Origin of the sequence: Micromonospora coerulea, from assembly GCF_016598485.1 — a bacterium.
Taxonomy (GTDB): domain Bacteria; phylum Actinomycetota; class Actinomycetes; order Mycobacteriales; family Micromonosporaceae; genus Micromonospora; species Micromonospora coerulea.
Genome location: NZ_JAEMUW010000001.1, coordinates 386,501 through 401,399 on the forward strand (window position 1 = coordinate 386,501; position 14,899 = coordinate 401,399).

13 protein-coding genes are annotated in these 14,899 nt (G+C 73.2%); 5 read left to right on the forward strand and 8 right to left on the reverse strand.

The genetic code is table 11. The features are described 5' to 3' along the window. Positions 1–56: 56 nt before the first annotated feature. Positions 57–227 carry a hypothetical protein gene (locus I8N68_RS01915; protein WP_200206744.1) on the forward strand — a complete coding sequence of 57 codons (171 nt, stop codon included), beginning with the start codon at positions 57–59 and terminating at the stop codon, positions 225–227. 12 nt (positions 228–239) lie between these two features. Here I8N68_RS01915 and I8N68_RS01920 read toward each other — a convergent pair whose 3' ends face one another. From I8N68_RS01920 to I8N68_RS01955, 8 genes are all read right to left on the reverse strand, one after another. Further along, positions 240–1,361, reverse strand: a complete 1,122-nt coding sequence (locus I8N68_RS01920) for an acetate/propionate family kinase (RefSeq protein WP_200206745.1) — start codon at positions 1,359–1,361, stop codon at positions 240–242. Beyond that, complete coding sequence (gene pta, locus I8N68_RS01925) at positions 1,358–3,430, reverse strand: phosphate acetyltransferase (RefSeq protein WP_200206746.1); 2,073 nt, start codon at positions 3,428–3,430, stop codon at positions 1,358–1,360. The genes I8N68_RS01920 and pta overlap by 4 nt, the downstream gene beginning before the upstream one ends. Positions 3,431–3,499: 69 nt before the next feature. Continuing rightward, the gene (locus I8N68_RS01930) at positions 3,500–4,243 is read right to left on the reverse strand and encodes a DUF998 domain-containing protein (RefSeq protein WP_200206747.1); all 744 of its coding nucleotides are present in this window, start codon (positions 4,241–4,243) and stop codon (positions 3,500–3,502) included. Positions 4,244–4,334: 91 nt separating this feature from the next. Beyond that, complete coding sequence (locus I8N68_RS01935) at positions 4,335–4,514, reverse strand: DUF6104 family protein (protein WP_091570976.1); 180 nt, start codon at positions 4,512–4,514, stop codon at positions 4,335–4,337. A 90-nt stretch (positions 4,515–4,604) separates the two neighbouring features. Then, positions 4,605–8,342 (reverse strand): multifunctional oxoglutarate decarboxylase/oxoglutarate dehydrogenase thiamine pyrophosphate-binding subunit/dihydrolipoyllysine-residue succinyltransferase subunit, encoded by a 3,738-nt coding sequence (locus tag I8N68_RS01940; RefSeq protein WP_200206752.1) that lies wholly within the window; start codon positions 8,340–8,342, stop codon positions 4,605–4,607. Between the two features lie 255 nt (positions 8,343–8,597). Continuing rightward, entirely contained in the window at positions 8,598–9,410 is an 813-nt protein-coding gene (locus I8N68_RS01945) for an ABC transporter permease (protein ID WP_200206753.1), read from the reverse strand. Then, a complete protein-coding gene (locus I8N68_RS01950; protein ID WP_200206756.1) occupies positions 9,407–10,345 on the reverse strand; it encodes an ABC transporter ATP-binding protein in 939 nt (312 codons plus the stop codon). The genes I8N68_RS01945 and I8N68_RS01950 overlap by 4 nt, the downstream gene beginning before the upstream one ends. 162 nt (positions 10,346–10,507) lie before the next feature. Next, positions 10,508–11,164 (reverse strand): hypothetical protein, encoded by a 657-nt coding sequence (locus I8N68_RS01955; protein ID WP_200206757.1) that lies wholly within the window; start codon positions 11,162–11,164, stop codon positions 10,508–10,510. Positions 11,165–11,435: 271 nt separating this feature from the next. Between I8N68_RS01955 and I8N68_RS01960 the strand changes: the two genes are divergently transcribed. From I8N68_RS01960 to I8N68_RS01975, 4 genes are all read left to right on the forward strand, one after another. Beyond that, complete coding sequence (locus tag I8N68_RS01960) at positions 11,436–12,212, forward strand: GNAT family N-acetyltransferase (RefSeq protein ID WP_200206758.1); 777 nt, start codon at positions 11,436–11,438, stop codon at positions 12,210–12,212. Further along, entirely contained in the window at positions 12,209–13,234 is a 1,026-nt protein-coding gene (locus I8N68_RS01965; protein WP_200206759.1) for a lysophospholipid acyltransferase family protein, read from the forward strand. Before I8N68_RS01960 ends, I8N68_RS01965 begins: the two co-directional genes overlap by 4 nt. Before the next feature lie 108 nt (positions 13,235–13,342). After that, the gene (locus I8N68_RS01970) at positions 13,343–14,185 is read left to right on the forward strand and encodes a DUF4097 family beta strand repeat-containing protein (RefSeq protein WP_200206761.1); all 843 of its coding nucleotides are present in this window, start codon (positions 13,343–13,345) and stop codon (positions 14,183–14,185) included. Further along, entirely contained in the window at positions 14,182–14,805 is a 624-nt protein-coding gene (locus I8N68_RS01975; protein ID WP_200206762.1) for a PadR family transcriptional regulator, read from the forward strand. Before I8N68_RS01970 ends, I8N68_RS01975 begins: the two co-directional genes overlap by 4 nt. Positions 14,806–14,899: the final 94 nt, after the last annotated feature.

A 14,899-nucleotide genomic window follows, 5' to 3' on the forward strand; every position in this document is an offset into this window, starting at 1 on the left:
CCGCCACGGCCCCGGCGGGACGGTCGGCCTCGACGGGCTTCGCTAGGGTCACCGGCATGTCTGAGAACTACAGCGACCCGAGCGGCAACACCGAGCAGTTCCGCGCCTTCGTTCACGCGCCCGAGGCCGCCGCCCCGGCCGCCGCGCCGTCCCGACTCCCGCTGATCATCGGCGCGGTGGTCGTGGTGGTGCTGGTGGCCGTGGTCGCCTGGCTCGCGCTGGGCTGACACCCACCCGGGTCAGTGGTGGGCGGCCACCACGGCCCGGGCCTCCCGGGCGATCTCCCGCTCCTCGTCGGTGCCGACGACGCAGACGCTCACTTCGCCCCCGTCCGGTGAGATCACCCGGTCCCCGCTGCCGTCGTTGCGGGCCGGGTCGACGGCGATGCCGAGCCGGTCCAGGCCGGCCAGCGCCGCCGACCGGACCGCCGGCGCGTGCTCGCCCACCCCGGCGGTGAAGGTGATCGCGTCGACCCGCCCGAGCAGGGCGTAGTACGCGCCGACGTACCCGGTGATCCGGCGGCAGTAGACGTCGAAGGCGAGCGCGGCGGCGGTGTCCCCGGCATCCCGGCGGGCCAGTACCTCGCGCATGTCGTTGGCCCCGGTCAGGCCGAGCAGGCCGCTGCGGTGGTTGAGCAGGTCGTCGATCTCGTCGACGGTCAGCCCGCCCTCGCGGCGCAGGTGGAAGATGACCGTCGGGTCGAGGTCACCGCTGCGGGTGCCCATCACCAGGCCCTCCAGCGGTGACATGCCCATCGAGGTGGCCACGCTCCGGCCGCCGGAGACCGCGCAGGCGCTGGCCCCGTTGCCCAGGTGCAGGGTGATCACGTTCAGCGCCTCGTACGGCCGCGCCAGCAGCTCGGCGGTGCGCTTCGAGACGTACGCGTGCGAGGTGCCGTGGAAGCCGTACCGCCGGATGTCGTACCGATGGGCGGTGTCCCGGTCGATGGCGTAGGTGGCGACGGCCTCCGGCAGGGTGTGGTGGAATGCGGTGTCGAAGACGGCGACCTGCGGGACGTCCGGCAGCGACTCCCGGGCCACCCGGATACCGGCCAGGTTGGCGGGGTTGTGCAGCGGGGCGAGCGGCACGAGCTCCTCGATCGCGGCGAAGACCGCGTCGTCGATCAGCACCGGCGCGCTGAACCGGCGACCGCCGTGCACCACCCGGTGCCCGACCGCGGCCAACCCGGTCAGGTCCAGCCGGTCGAGGATCTGCCGGACCGCGCTCTCGTGGTCGGCCGGTCCGCCGCCCGGTCCGCCGACCCGCTCGACCGTGCCCTTGTCGGTCACGGTCTCGCCGTCGTACAGCCGGTACTTCACCGACGAGGACCCACAGTTCAGCACGAGCACCCGGTCGGTCACGCGACCTCCTCCGACGACGCGGCGGCCTGGATGGCGGTGATGGCGACGGTGTTGACGATGTCGGGCACGGTGGCGCCCCGGGACAGGTCGTTGACCGGCCGGCGCAGGCCCTGCATCACCGGGCCGACCGCCACCGCGCCGGCCGAGCGCTGCACCGCCTTGTACGTGTTGTTGCCGGTGTTCAGGTCCGGGAAGATGAAGACCGTGGCCCGCCCCGCCACCGGGCTGTCCGGCAGCTTCGTCGCCGCGACCTGCGGATCGATCGCCGCGTCGTACTGGATCGGGCCCTCCACCAGCAGCTCCGGCCGGCGCTGGCGGACCAGCGTGGTGGCCGCCGCGACCTTCTCCACGTCCGCGCCCGCGCCGGAGCTGCCGGTCGAGTACGACAGCATCGCCACCCGCGGCTCGATGCCGAACCGGGCCGCCGTGTCGGCCGACGAGATGGCGATGTCGGCGAGTTGGGCGGCGTCCGGATCGGGGTTGACCGCGCAGTCGCCGTAGACCAGCACCCGGTCGGCCAGCAGCATGAAGAAGACGCTGGAGGCGACCGAGACGCCCGGCACGGTCCGGATGATCTCGAACGCCGGGCGGATGGTGGCGGCGGTGGTGTGGGTGGCTCCGGAGACCATCCCGTCGGCGTGACCCGTCTGCACCATCATCGTGCCGAAGTAGTTGGGTTGGGCGACGATGTCGTGGGCCAGTTCCAGGGTGACGCCGCGGTGCGCGCGCAGCTTGGCGTACCGGGCGGCGAAATCGTCGCGCCAGTCGCTGCGGATCGGGTCGACCACCTCGGCGTCGCCGATGTCGATGCCCAGCTCCCGGGTGCGCCGCACGATGTCGTCGGGGCGGCCGAGCAGGGTCAGGTCGGCGACGCCCCGGCGCAGCAGGACCTCCGCCGCGCGCAGGATCCGCTCCTCGGCGCCCTCCGGCAGCACCAGCCGGCGACGGTTCGCCCGGGCCCGGTCGATCAGGTCGTTCTCGAACATCAGCGGGGTGACCCGCTCGGAGCGGCTGACCCGCAGCCGGCGGGCCAGGTCGTCGGTGTCCACGCAGCGCTCGAAGGCGCCCAGGGCGGCCTCCACCTTGCGCGGGTTGTCGACGCTGGGCCGGCCCTCGATCCGGCTGGACGCGGCCACCGTGTCGTAGCTGTCACTGGTCACCGAGAGCACGGCCAGCCCGGTGTTCAGCCCCTCGACCAGCCGCATCGCCCGCGGGTCGGGCTGCTCGCCGAGGGTGAGCACCAGCCCGGCCACCGAGACCTGCCCGGCGACGTGCGCCGCGCTCGCCGCGACCAGCAGGTCGGCCCGGTCTCCGGGGGTGATCACCAGCGCGCCGTCGGTGAGGTGGCCGAGCAGCGTGGGCACGTGCGCGGCACCCACCACGTAGTCGAACACGTCCCGGTCGAGCGCGGCGTCGTCGCCGGCCAGCAGGGTGGCCCCGAGCGCCGCCGCCACCTCGGCCACCGTCGGCGCCGACACGGTCGGCACCTCCGGGATCGCGTACGCGGGGACGGGCAGCTCCGGCAGCGTCATCGGGCCGGGCACCCGGTTGGCGATCACCGCCAACACCGTCGCGCCCAGGTCCTCCAGATCGTGGTACGCCCCGCGCGCCGCCGCCGCGATCGCCTCCGGCTCCTGCCCGAAGCCGTCGATCACGGGCACCACCACGCTGCCGAACTCGGTGGCCAGCCGGGCGTTGAAGGCCAGCTCACGCGGGCCGGCGCCGTCCCCGTCGGCGAAGTCGCTGCCCACCACGACCACGGCGGGGCAGCGCCGCTCGACGTCCCGGTAGCGGGCGACGATCCGCGAGATCAGCTCCTCCCGCCGGCCGTCCGCGACCAGCGCCGTCGCCTCCGCGTACGTGCTGCCGGAGAGCTCGGCGACCGGCAGGTCCACCCGGTACCGGTCGGTGAGCAGGGCGAGGATCGGGTCGGGGCCCTGGCCGGCGACCAGCGGCCGGAACGCGCCGATCCGCTCGACCTGGCGGGAGAGCAGCTCGGCCAGCCCGAGGGCGATGGTCGACTTCCCCCCGCCCGAACCCACGCTGGTCAGGTACACGCTGCGCGCCACGACCTCACGCTACAAGATCGTGGTGCGCCTCGCCCGGGTCCTTGGGCCCGGGCCCGCCGACCCGGTAGGTCATCCGGTGCTCGGCGCGGCGGGCGTGGCCCGCTCCGCCTCCGGGCCGGCCGAACCGTCGCGGTTGCCGGGCGGGCCGGCCGAACCGTCGGGGGCGCCGGCTGACCGGAAGAGCGCGTCGCTCTTCGCCACCCAGGCGGCCCCGAAGGCGAAGACGGCCACCGACTCGCACCACAGCACCGGCTTGAGCGTGTGGCGTACGTCGGCGGGCAGCGCGGTGCTCGCCAGCGCGGCCGCGATCGCCACCAGGATGAGCAGGCCGCAGGCGCGGTAGAACCGGTTGGCGGTGCGCCCCGGCGGCCGGCCGGCCCGGTCGCTCCGGGTGAACAGGAGGAAACAGAAGACGGCGAGAAGCACGAACAGGGCCGCGGCGGCGATCTGGTGCACCACCCCGACGGTCCGGTCGGTGCCGCTCGTGCTGCCGGCCGGGGCGCCGACCGTGGTCGGGAAGAGGGCCACCGCGACGGCCAGCGTCCCGGCGACGGTGCTCAACGCGTCGTCCGGCCACCGGTAGCGGTAGCTGATGAGGAAGACGCCGATCGCGCACAGGCTGCCGACGAAGATGTCCCGCATCTCGGTGTGGTAGTACCCGCTGAGCGAGTCGAGCAGCGTCAGCCGACGGGTGGCGACGAGGTGACCGACCACCAGCACGATCGGCAGCGCGATGCCGACGGAGCCGATGCCGAGGCGGAGTCGGCGGACGGTGACCGCGTCCTGCGGCGGCTTGCGGGCTTCGGGCTGCACGTCCGTCTCCTGGCGTCCCGCGGCTCGGGTGGGACTCGGGGCGCTGCCTCCAGTTGACGGGACGGAACCCTCCGGCGTCAACCGATGACGATCAGTCCTCGTCCTCGTCGTCGAGGCGGGCGAGCCACGTCGCGAAGCGCTCGATCGGGGTCTCGAACTCCGGGTTCAGGTCGACGAAGTCGCGCAGGCGCTCGCCCAGCCACTCCAGGCTGACCTGCTCGTCGCCCCGGCGTTCGACCAGTTCCTCGATGCCGCGGTCGGTGAAGTACATCGGTGTGTCCTCTCGGGGACGGTGCCGCCACGCGCGGCGGGGCAGCGGCCGTCGTACGGTCGCTGCCCCGCCGCGGGCGGTGCGGTCAGGTCACGGGCGGGGGAGGGCCGCCTCGATCAGCGCCTTCTGCTCGACGTCGTGCATCTTCGCCGAGCCGACCGACGGGGCGGCGGCGGCCGGGCGGGAGATGCGGCGCAGCCGGACGTCGGTCAGGTGCTCCAGCAGGTTGAGCGCGACGAACGACCAGGCGCCCTGGTTGGCCGGCTCCTCCTGGACCCAGGCGAAGTCCGCGGCGTTCGGGTACTGCGCCAGGGCGGCCCGGATCTCCTCGACGGGCAGCGGGTAGAGCTGCTCCATCCGGATGATCGCGGTGTCGGTGACGCCCCGCTCGGCGCGGGCCTGGAACAGGTCGTAGTAGACCTTGCCCGAGCAGAGCAGCACCCGCTTCACCTGCTCCGGCGCCGGGGCGGCGGTGTCCCGCAGCACCGGCTGGAAGGTGCCGGTCGTGAAGTCCTCCACCGGGGAGACGCAGAGCTTGTGCCGCAGCAGCGACTTCGGCGTGAAGACCACCAGCGGCTTGCGCTTCGACGACAGGGCCTGACGGCGCAGCAGGTGGAAGTAGTTCGCCGGGGTGGTCGGGATGGCCACCCGCATGTTGTCCTCGGCGCAGAGCTGGAGGAACCGCTCCGGGCGGCCGGAGGTGTGGTCCGGGCCCTGGCCCTCGTGGCCGTGCGGCAGCAGCAGGGTGACCGCGGAGCGCTGGCCCCACTTCACCTCGCCGGAGGAGATGAACTCGTCGATCACCGACTGGGCGCCGTTGACGAAGTCACCGAACTGGGCCTCCCAGCAGACCAGCGCGTTGACGTTCTCCACCGAGTAGCCGTACTCGAAGCCCATCGCGGCGTACTCAGACAGCAGCGAGTCGTGCACGAAGAACCGGGACCGCTCGCCGTCGCCGGTCAGCGACTTCAGCGGCAGGTAGTCGTCGCCGGTCTTCGCGTCGACCACCGAGGCGTGTCGCTGGACGAAGGTGCCGCGGCGGGAGTCCTGCCCGGCGAGCCGGACGGTGACCCCGTCGTGCAGGAGCGCGCCGAACGCGATGATCTCGCCGTAGCCCCAGTCGATGTTGCCCTCGACGGACATCTTCGCCCGCCGGTCCAGCAACTGCTGGATCCGCTTGTGCGGGGTGAAGCCCTCCGGCAGGTTGACGTGCGCCTCGCCGATGGCCTTGACCACGGCGGCGTCGGTGGCGGTCTCCACGAGCGGCTCCGGCTCATCCTGGCGGGGCGGCCGGCTGAGCTGGCGCGGGGTGGTGGCGGCGTCGCGGGTGGCCTTGAAGACCCGCTCCAGCTGCGACTGGTAGTCGCGCAGCAGCTCCTCCGCGTCCTCCACGGTGATGTCACCCCGCCCGATCAGCTCCTCGGTGTAGAGCTTCCGCACCGAGCGCTTCGAGTCGATGATCTTGTACATCTGGGGGTTGGACATCGACGGGTCGTCGCCCTCGTTGTGCCCGCGCCGGCGGTAGCAGACCATGTCGATCACGACGTCCTTGTTGAACGCCTGCCGGTACTCGAAGGCCAGCCGGGCGACCCGGACCACGGCCTCGGGGTCGTCGCCGTTGACGTGGAAGATCGGCGCCTGGATCATCCGGGCCACGTCGGTGCTGTAGAGGCTGGACCGGCTGTACTCCGGGGCGGTGGTGAAGCCGACCTGGTTGTTGTGCACCACGTGCACGGTGCCGCCGGTGCGGTAGCCGCGCAGCTGGGAGAGGTTGAGCGTCTCGGCGACCACGCCCTGGCCGGCGAAGGCGGCGTCACCGTGCACCGCCAGCGGCAGGACGGTGTAGCCCTCCAGCTTGAGGTCGATCCGGTCCTGCTTGGCCCGGACGATGCCCTCCAGCACCGGGTCGACGGCCTCCAGATGCGACGGGTTCGCCACCAGCGAGACCTTGACCGCGTGCTCGCCGTCCGGGGTGGTGAACTTGCCGTTCTGGCCGAGGTGGTACTTCACGTCGCCGGAGCCCTGCGTCGAGCGCGGGTCCAGGTGCCCCTCGAACTCGGAGAAGATCTTCTCGTACGGCTTGCCGACGATGTTGGCCAGCACGTTGAGCCGGCCGCGGTGGGCCATGCCGATGACGACCTCGTCGAGCCCGCCCTCGGCGGAGCACTCCAGGATCTCGCCGAGCAGCGGGATCAGCGACTCGCCGCCCTCCAGCGAGAAGCGCTTCTGCCCGACGTACTTGGTCTGCAGGAAGGTCTCGAACGCCTCGGCGGCGTTGAGCCGGTTGAGCACGTGCTTCTGCTCTTCCGGGTTCGGCTTCTCGTACTTGCGCTCGATCCGCTCCTGGATCCAGCGCCGCTCCTCCGGGTCCTGGATGTGCATGTACTCGATGCCGACCCGGCGGCAGTACGAGTCGCGCAGCACGCCGAGGATCTCGCGCAGCTTCATCCGCTGCTTGCCCGCGAAGCCGTTGACCGGGAACGTCCGGTCCAGGTCCCACAGGGTCAGCCCGTGCTGGAGGACGTCCAGGTCCGGGTGCTTACGGATCTTGAACTCGAGCGGGTCGGTGTCGGCCATCAGGTGACCACGGACCCGGTACGCGTGGATCAGCTCGTGCACCCGCGCGGTCTTGTTGATCTGACCCTCGGAGTCGACGGCGACGTCGCGGACCCAGCGCACCGGCTCGTACGGGATGCGCAGCGAGGTGAAGATCTGGTCGTAGAAGCCGCGCTCGCCGAGCAGCAGCTCGTGCATGACCTTGAGGAACTCGCCGGACTGCGCGCCCTGGATGATCCGGTGGTCGTAGGTGCTGGTCAGCGTGATGATCTTGCTGACCGCCAGCTCGGCCAGGGTCGCCTCGCTCATGCCCTGGTACGGCGCCGGGTATTCCATGGCGCCGACGCCGATGATCGCGCTCTGCCCCTGCATCAGCCGCGGGATCGAGTGCACGGTGCCGATGCCGCCCGGGTTGGTCAGCGAGATCGTCGTGCCGGCGTAGTCCTCCATGGTCAGCTCGTTGCGGCGGGCGCGCCGGACCACGTCCTCGTACGCCTGCCAGAACTGCCGGAAGTCCATCCGCTCGCAGCCCTTGATGGACGGCACCACCAGGTTGCGGGAGCCGTCCGGCTTGGTCAGGTCGATGGCGATGCCCAGGTTGACGTGCTCCGGGCGGACCACCGCCGGCTTGCCGTCGACCTCGGCGAAGGAGTTGTTCATCTCCGGGTGCTCGACCAGCGCTCGGACCAGCGCGTACCCGATCAGATGGGTGAAGCTCACCTTGCCGCCGCGCCCGCGGGCGAGGTGGTTGTTGATCACGATGCGGTTGTCGACCAGCAGCTTGGCCGGGACCGCGCGGACGCTGGTCGCGGTCGGGACGGCCAGCGAGGCGTCCATGTTCTGCACGATCTTGGCGGCCACGCCGCGCAGCGGGGTGGTGCCCGCGGCGGTCGCGGTCGGCGCCTTGGCGGCCGGCTTGGCCGGGGCGGCCTTCGCAGCCGGGGCCGGCTTGGCGGCGGTCGGCTTCGCGGGCGCCGGGGCGGCCTTCGCGGCCGGGGCGGTGGGCTTCTCGGCGGCCGGCTGCTGGGTGACGGCGGCGACCGCCTCCTGCTGCTCGGCCGGCTCCGGCTGGGCGGCCGGCTTGGCCTTACCCTCGGCGGGACGCGGGGTGGCGGCGCCGGGCGCGGGTCGGTAGTCGGCGAAGAAGTCGTGCCAGGCCGAATCGACGCTCGAGGGATCGGCGAGGTAGCGCTGGTACATCTCCTCGACGATCCATTCGTTCGGGCCGAAACCCGCCAGTGGGTTCTCCTGCGAAGTCTGCTGGGTCGACACGGCCGGTAATCGCCTCTTTCACGCGGGTTCGTAATGTCACGCGGTGTCCCCCGTGCCGGATTGGGGGCGCACGGAGACGCGTCCCAGGCTACGCCGTACGAATGCCACCGGCATTCTCGGCTCCGGCTGGTGGTCCGTTTCACAGAAGATGCCAGAAGTTCGGCAAACGCTGCGTGTCCCGTCGACCCCTGCTAGACGCCGAACGGCCCCGGCCCGGCGATCACCGCCGAGCACCGGGGCCGTCCGGCGGATGCGTCAGGAGATGTCACGCCGCCGGGTGATCAGGACCCCGAAGACGCCGCTGACCAATGCATAGCCGACCAGCACCAGGGCGCCTACCCACCAGTCGGGGGTCAGCTCGGTACTGCTTCCGCTGATCATCACCTGGGAGGCCACGGCCGGCCAGACCACCTGCCACTTCACCACCGCCTGGCTGTCCAGCCAGTTGGAGAGCAGGAAGAACAGCAACTGCACCACCTGGGTGCCGACCAGGTAGAGCACCGCCGCGGTGATCACCGCGCCGAGCTGGTTGGGGATCAGCGTGCCGATGCCCACCCCGAGGATCGTCCAGATCGCGTACGCCAGCAGATTGAGCAGCAGCGCGCGGTGCACCGGCCACTCGCTCAGCTGGGTGCCGTGCCCGTCGACGGTCAGGAAGATCGTTCCGGCGACCAGGTCGATGACCGTGGTGGCCAGCCAGAAGCCGAAGCCGAGCAGGGAGGCCGCGCCGAGCTTCGACAGGATCACCGAGGTGCGCCGCGGCGTGGTGAGGAAGGTGGTGGTCGCCGTCTGGTGGAAGAACTCGTTGGTGACCATCAGGATGCCGATCAGCATCACGAAGAGCAGCCCCAGGTACTGACCCGAGGTGTAGAGGTTGGCCGCCTGCCCGGCGGCGCTCGCCTGCTCCCCGCTGACCCCGAAGTCCTCGGCGTTGCCGCTGAGCACCTGGTGGGCGAGCCAGGCGTTGATCGCGAAGGCCAGGGCGGTCGCCAGGAACGCCCCGATGCCGAGCAGCCACCAGGTGCTGGTCGTACGGATCTTGAGCAGTTCGGACCGGACGAGGTTCATCGGATCTCCGCCTTTCCGGCCGTCAACTCGAGGAAGACCCCTTCCAGGTCGGGGCGCTCGGTGGTCAGCTCGTGCAGCTCCACCTTGGCGGCCAGCGCGGTCCGACCCACGGTCGGCGCGTCCATTCCGCTCACCAGCAGGGCGCCGTGCCCGTCGGTGTCCACCGTGGCGGCCTGCTCGCGCAGCGCCGCGGTCAGCTCGGCCGCCTGCGGGGTGCGGACCCGCACCCGGACGCCGTGCGCCATCGAGCCGATCACCTGCTCGACCGGCCCCTGCCGGACCAGCTTGCCGGCCGCGATGATCACCACGTCGTCGGCGAGCAGTTGCATCTCCGACAGCAGGTGGCTGGAGACCAGCACGGTCCGGCCCTCGGTCGCGAACCCCTTGAGGAAGCCGCGCATCCACCGGATGCCCTCCGGGTCGAGACCGTTGGCCGGCTCGTCGAGGATCAGCACCTGCGGGTCGCCGAGCATCGCGGCGGCGATGCCGAGCCGCTGCTTCATGCCCAGCGAGTAGCCCTTGAACTTCCGATTGGCCGCCGGGGTCAGGCCGACCAGCGCCAGCGCCTCGTCGGCCCGGGACGCCGGGAGGCCCGCCGCCGCGCAGATCACCCGCAGGTGGTTGCGGCCGGTGCGGCCCTTGTGCGCGCTGGACGCCTCCAGCACCGCGCCCACCGAGCGCAGCGGGTCGGTCAGGTCGGCGTACCGCCGGCCGCCGATGGTCGCCGTGCCGGCCGTCGGGGTGACCAGGTTGAGCAACATCCGCAGGGTGGTCGTCTTGCCGGCACCGTTGGGGCCGAGGAAGCCGGTCACCCGCCCCGGCTCGACGGTGAAGGACAGGTCGTCGACCGCCCGCACGTTCTTGTACTGCTTGGTCAGTCCGGACACCACGATCTGGCCGGTACCGGCGCTGGGGCTCCTTTGCCCGTCGGACATCGTTCTCCTCTCCTGCCACGACGCGCGGGCGCGCCGGTGGGGGCGCCGTTGCGGTGGGCGCCGGGCCCAGCCTGGCAAGGCGGCGCAAGCCGGTCAATCAGGCGGGGTCCGGATCCGGGTCTCCCTCCTGAGCAGGAGGTGATCATCCCCAGGGAGGAGAGGTCAGGCCCGGGGCAGCGCGATCCAGGTGGCCCGGGCGTACCCGAGCAGGGTGCCGTCCGGGCCGTACAGGCTGGAGTGGACCTCCGCCTTGCGCCCCTCGCCGCCGACCATCGCCCCGGTGACCACGCACTCGTCGCCCGGCGCGGGCAGCCCCGCCACCACCGCGGCGATCCGACCGAGGACGTACGGGCGACCCGGCGCGATCACCGCCCAGCCGCCCGGGCAGTCCAGCGCGGCCCAGACGGTCGCCGGCACCACCCGCTCCGGCGCGCGGAACGGGGCGGCCGTCCGCCCGTCGGGCAGTCGGCCCGGGAAGATGCGCAACCCGTCCGGGTTCGCCGGCCCGCAGACGTAGCAGCCGGGGAAGGGGTGGTCCACCAGACCGGGGTACGCCCGCGCCGCCACCGCCGCGGTCGGCCGGTCCACCGGCGGCACCACGGCGGTGAACGGCTCGACCCGGCGTACCTGGGCCACCAACTGTCCCTCCGGGTCGCGGATCTCGCCGTCGACCGGATCCAGCGGGGTCTCCAGGGGCGGCGGTCGGCGCAACGTGACCTCCACCGCGCCGTTTTCGTCGAGCGCCGCCGCGAAGATCCCGGCGCTCCAGCCGCCGTTGCCGGAGCCGGGCGGGCCGGCGAAGCGGGAGTCGATGATCATGTACGTCCTCCGGGCTGGTCCGGGCGCCGGCCGCGTCACCGGGCACCGCCCCGGCAGCCTCGCACGCCGGTGCCCGCCCCACCGCACCGGCACGTCGCCCCGCCGCCCCGGCCAACGTCGCCCCGCCGGCGTCGCCCGCTGCCGGGCGCGGTGCCGGGCGACGCGGCGGCCCGCCGCCGGTGAGCGCCCGACCCGAGCGCCGGGTGGCGTTCACCGGATCGACACCACTCACCCCCGCAGCCGGCAACCCGCGGACCTTACACAGATACCCATGGCCGTACTGCACGCCGCTGGCGCACCCCTCACGACCAGCGGATACACCCTGCTGATCGCCGACGACCCAACCCTGGTCGCGGCCGCCCAACGCCTGCGCCACCAGGTGTTCGCCACCGAGCTCGGCGCCACGCTGCACCCGGGTGCCGCCGGGCTGGACACCGACGACTTCGACGCCCACTGCGACCACCTGGTCGTGCGGCACGAGAGCACCGGCGAGGTGGTCGGCACGTACCGGCTGCTGCCGCCCGGTCGCACCGACCGCCGGTACGCCGACGGCGAGTTCGACCTGGCCGCCCTCGACCCGCTGCGCGACGACCTGGTCGAGGTCGGCCGGTCCTGTGTGCACCCGGACCACCGGTCCGGCGCGGTGATCAACCTGATGTGGGCCGGCATCACCCGGTACCTGCACCTGCGCGGGTCGCGCTGGCTCGGCGGCTGCGCCTCGGTGCCGGTGGCCGACGGTGGGACGGCCGCCGTCGAGGTGTGGGCCCAGGTCGCCGCCCGGCACCTGGCACCGCCGCCGCTGCGGGTCCGCCCGCGGCGCCCCTGGTTCGCCGAGGCGCCGGTCGCCGTCGACCCGTCGACCCTGCCGCCGGCCGAGCGCCGGGCACTGGTCCCGCCGCTGCTGCGCGGGTACCTGCGGCTCGGCGCGTGGGTCTGCGGCGAGCCGGCGTACGACCCCGACTTCGAGGTCGCCGACTTCTACGTGCTCTTCTCGCTGGACCGGATGAACCCCCGCTACCTGCGGCACTTCCTGGGCGGGCAGCGGTGACGACCGCCGACGGCCTCTGGCGGCCCGCCTCCGGCTGCGGCCCGGACTGCCTGCCGGTCGCGGTGGAGCCGGCGGTGCCGGCGCTGCGGCGGGCCGGCCGGCTGGCCGGCGTACTCGGCATGCTCCTGCTGGGTGCGGGTCTGGCCGGGCTGCTGCCGGTCATGCCCGCCCGCGGGCGGGACGCCGCGATCCGCGGCTGGGCCCGGGGGACCCTGGGCGCCCTCGGTGTCCGGCTGGTGGTCCGGGGCCGGTTGCCGCGCCGGCGGGCCCTGGTGGTCGCCAACCACGTCTCCTGGCTGGACGTGCTCGCGGTGCTCGCCGTGGCGCCGGCCCGGTTGGTGGCCAAGCGTGAGGTCCGTGGCTGGCCGCTGGTGGGTCAGCTCGCCGCCGCGGCCGGCACGGTCTTCGTGGACCGGGCCCGCCCGCGCGAGCTGCCGGCCACGGTCGGCCGGGTGGCGGCCGCGCTGCGCGCCGGTCACCGGATCGCCGTCTTCCCGGAGGGCACCACCTGGTGCGGCGAGGCGGCGGACTGCCGGCCGGGCCGGGGATTCCGGCCGGCCGTGTTCCAGGCGGCGGTGGACGCCGGGACGCCGGTGGTGCCGCTGCGGATCGGCTACCGGTGGGCCGCGACCGGCGCCACGACGACCGCGCCGGCCTTCCTCGGCGACGAGACCCTCTGCGACTCGGTACGCCGGGTGCTGGCGGCCCGCGACCTGACCTTGGCGGTCTCGGTGACCGCCGCGCTGCATCCGGCCCCGGGCGCCGACCGGCGGCTGCTGGCCCGGGCCGCCGAGTCCGCGGTGCACCTGGTCCCGGCCGCCCGGCGTCCGGTGCCCGCGGGGTTGGTACGGCCCGGCCAGCTCGCCCCGACCCGCGCCCGGGCCGGCCTGTCGATGCCGGTGCCGGCCGGCCGGGTCCTCCCCGCCGCGTCGGGCGCTTCCCCCGAGGGCTTCGCCGCGCCGGTTGTCCGGTCGGTGCCGCCCACCGGCGACCAGGGGAGGGAGCTGGACCTGGCGGCCTGACGGAAACGCGACTCGTGGCAGTCTTGATACGTCGCGATGTATCGCGTTACTCTTCCCTCGTCACTGGACGTGCCGTCGATCGGCGCGTCGCCGAGGGGAGGACACCCAATGGCCAGCTGGACCGTCGACAGCCCGCAGCGGATCACCCTGGAGGAGCCGGTCACCCGGCTCGACGTACGACTGATCACCGGCCGGCTCAACGTGGTCGGCACCGACGGTCCGGCGCGGGTGGACGTCACCCGGGTCAGCCGGCGGCCCGTCATCGTGGAGCACCGCGACGGCCGGCTGCACGTCGGCCACGAGCGAATCCCGCGCTGGCCGGGGTTCCTCTGGTGGCTCGGCCAGCTCGGCCGCCGGTTCCGGGCCGAGGTCTCCATCGCCGTGCCGGCCGACGTACTGGCCGACCTGCGCCTGGTCGACGGCTCGCTGGTCGCCTCCGGCCTGCGCCGGGACACCCAGGTGGACGTCACCTCCGGCCAGATCACCCTGATGGGGCTGCGCGGCCGGACCGCCGCGAAGATCATCTCCGGGCCGGTCGAGGCGCTCGGGGTGGCCGGGGACCTGACCTTGGAGACCGTCTCCGGCGAGGTCATCCTCGCCGACAGCGCCGCCGGGCGGGTGCAGGCCAACACCGTCTCCGGGGCGATCACCTGCGACCTCGACAACCCCCGGCGCAGCGAGATCCGGCTCAGCACCATCTCCGGCAGCGTCACCGTGCGGGTCCGCGAAGACAGCGACCTCGCCGTCCACCTGCACACCACGTCCGGCCGGATCACCAGCGGCTTCCCCCAGGTTCGCGGGGACGGCGGGTTCGGCGCGACCAAGGACAGCCACGGGGTCCTCGGCGCGGGCGAAGGTAAGCTCTGGGCGTCCGCGACGTCGGGCAGCATCGCGCTGCTGGCCCGACCGGTCGACGACACCGACGAGGCCGATGAGGAGGAGCTGCCGTGACCGCCGTGTTCAGTCACGGGCGGCTCCGGCTCTACCTGCTCAAGCTCCTCGACGACGGCCCCCGGCACGGTTACGAGCTGATCCGGCTGCTGGAGGACCGCTTCCTCGGGCTGTACGCGCCGAGCGCGGGCACCATCTATCCCCGGCTGCAACGGCTGGAGGTCGAGGGCCTGGTCACCCACACCGCCGCCGGCGGCCGCAAGGTCTACGACATCACCGACGCGGGCCGCGCGGAGCTGCGGCAGCGCGCCGGCGAGCTGGCCACCCTGGAGTCGGACATCACCGCCTCCGTCGAGGACCTCTCCGCCCTGGCCGGTGAGATCCAGACCGAGGTACGCGGCTCGGTGCGCGACCTCAAGCGGGAGCTGCGCGAGGCGACCCGGCAGACCCGGCAGACCCGGCCGGGCCGGTGGGAGCAGCCGCCGCCCCGGCCCGCCGCCAACGGCGCCCCGTCGACCGCCGAGTCGCCGCTGCTCGCCGAGTTCGACCAGCGGCTCGCCGCGTTCACTGTGGAGGTCGGCGCGCTGGTCCGGGCCGGGCGGCTCAGCGACAGCCAGCTGCGTACGGCGATCCGGGTGCTGGACGGGGCGCTGGACGGGCTGCGCCGGCTGCTCCGCTGAGCGGGTCCCCGGCCCCCCGTGGGCCGGGGGCCGGCTCACAGGTTGTTTTCAGGAACCGCCCAGCGCAGCCGCAGCGAGAGCGCGGATGATGGGC

Excerpts from the sequence above, each read along its gene's own strand:
- I8N68_RS01915 (WP_200206744.1), top strand. The coding sequence starts at position 57 with ATGTCTGAGAACTACAGCGACCCGAGCGGCAACACCGAGCAGTTCCGC.
- I8N68_RS01935 (WP_091570976.1), bottom strand. The coding sequence starts at position 4,514 with ATGTACTTCACCGACCGCGGCATCGAGGAACTGGTCGAACGCCGGGGC.
- I8N68_RS01945 (WP_200206753.1), bottom strand. The coding sequence starts at position 9,410 with ATGAACCTCGTCCGGTCCGAACTGCTCAAGATCCGTACGACCAGCACC.
- I8N68_RS01950 (WP_200206756.1), bottom strand. The coding sequence starts at position 10,345 with ATGTCCGACGGGCAAAGGAGCCCCAGCGCCGGTACCGGCCAGATCGTG.
- I8N68_RS01955 (WP_200206757.1), bottom strand. The coding sequence starts at position 11,164 with ATGATCATCGACTCCCGCTTCGCCGGCCCGCCCGGCTCCGGCAACGGC.
- I8N68_RS01960 (WP_200206758.1), top strand. The coding sequence starts at position 11,436 with ATGGCCGTACTGCACGCCGCTGGCGCACCCCTCACGACCAGCGGATAC.
- I8N68_RS01970 (WP_200206761.1), top strand. The coding sequence starts at position 13,343 with ATGGCCAGCTGGACCGTCGACAGCCCGCAGCGGATCACCCTGGAGGAG.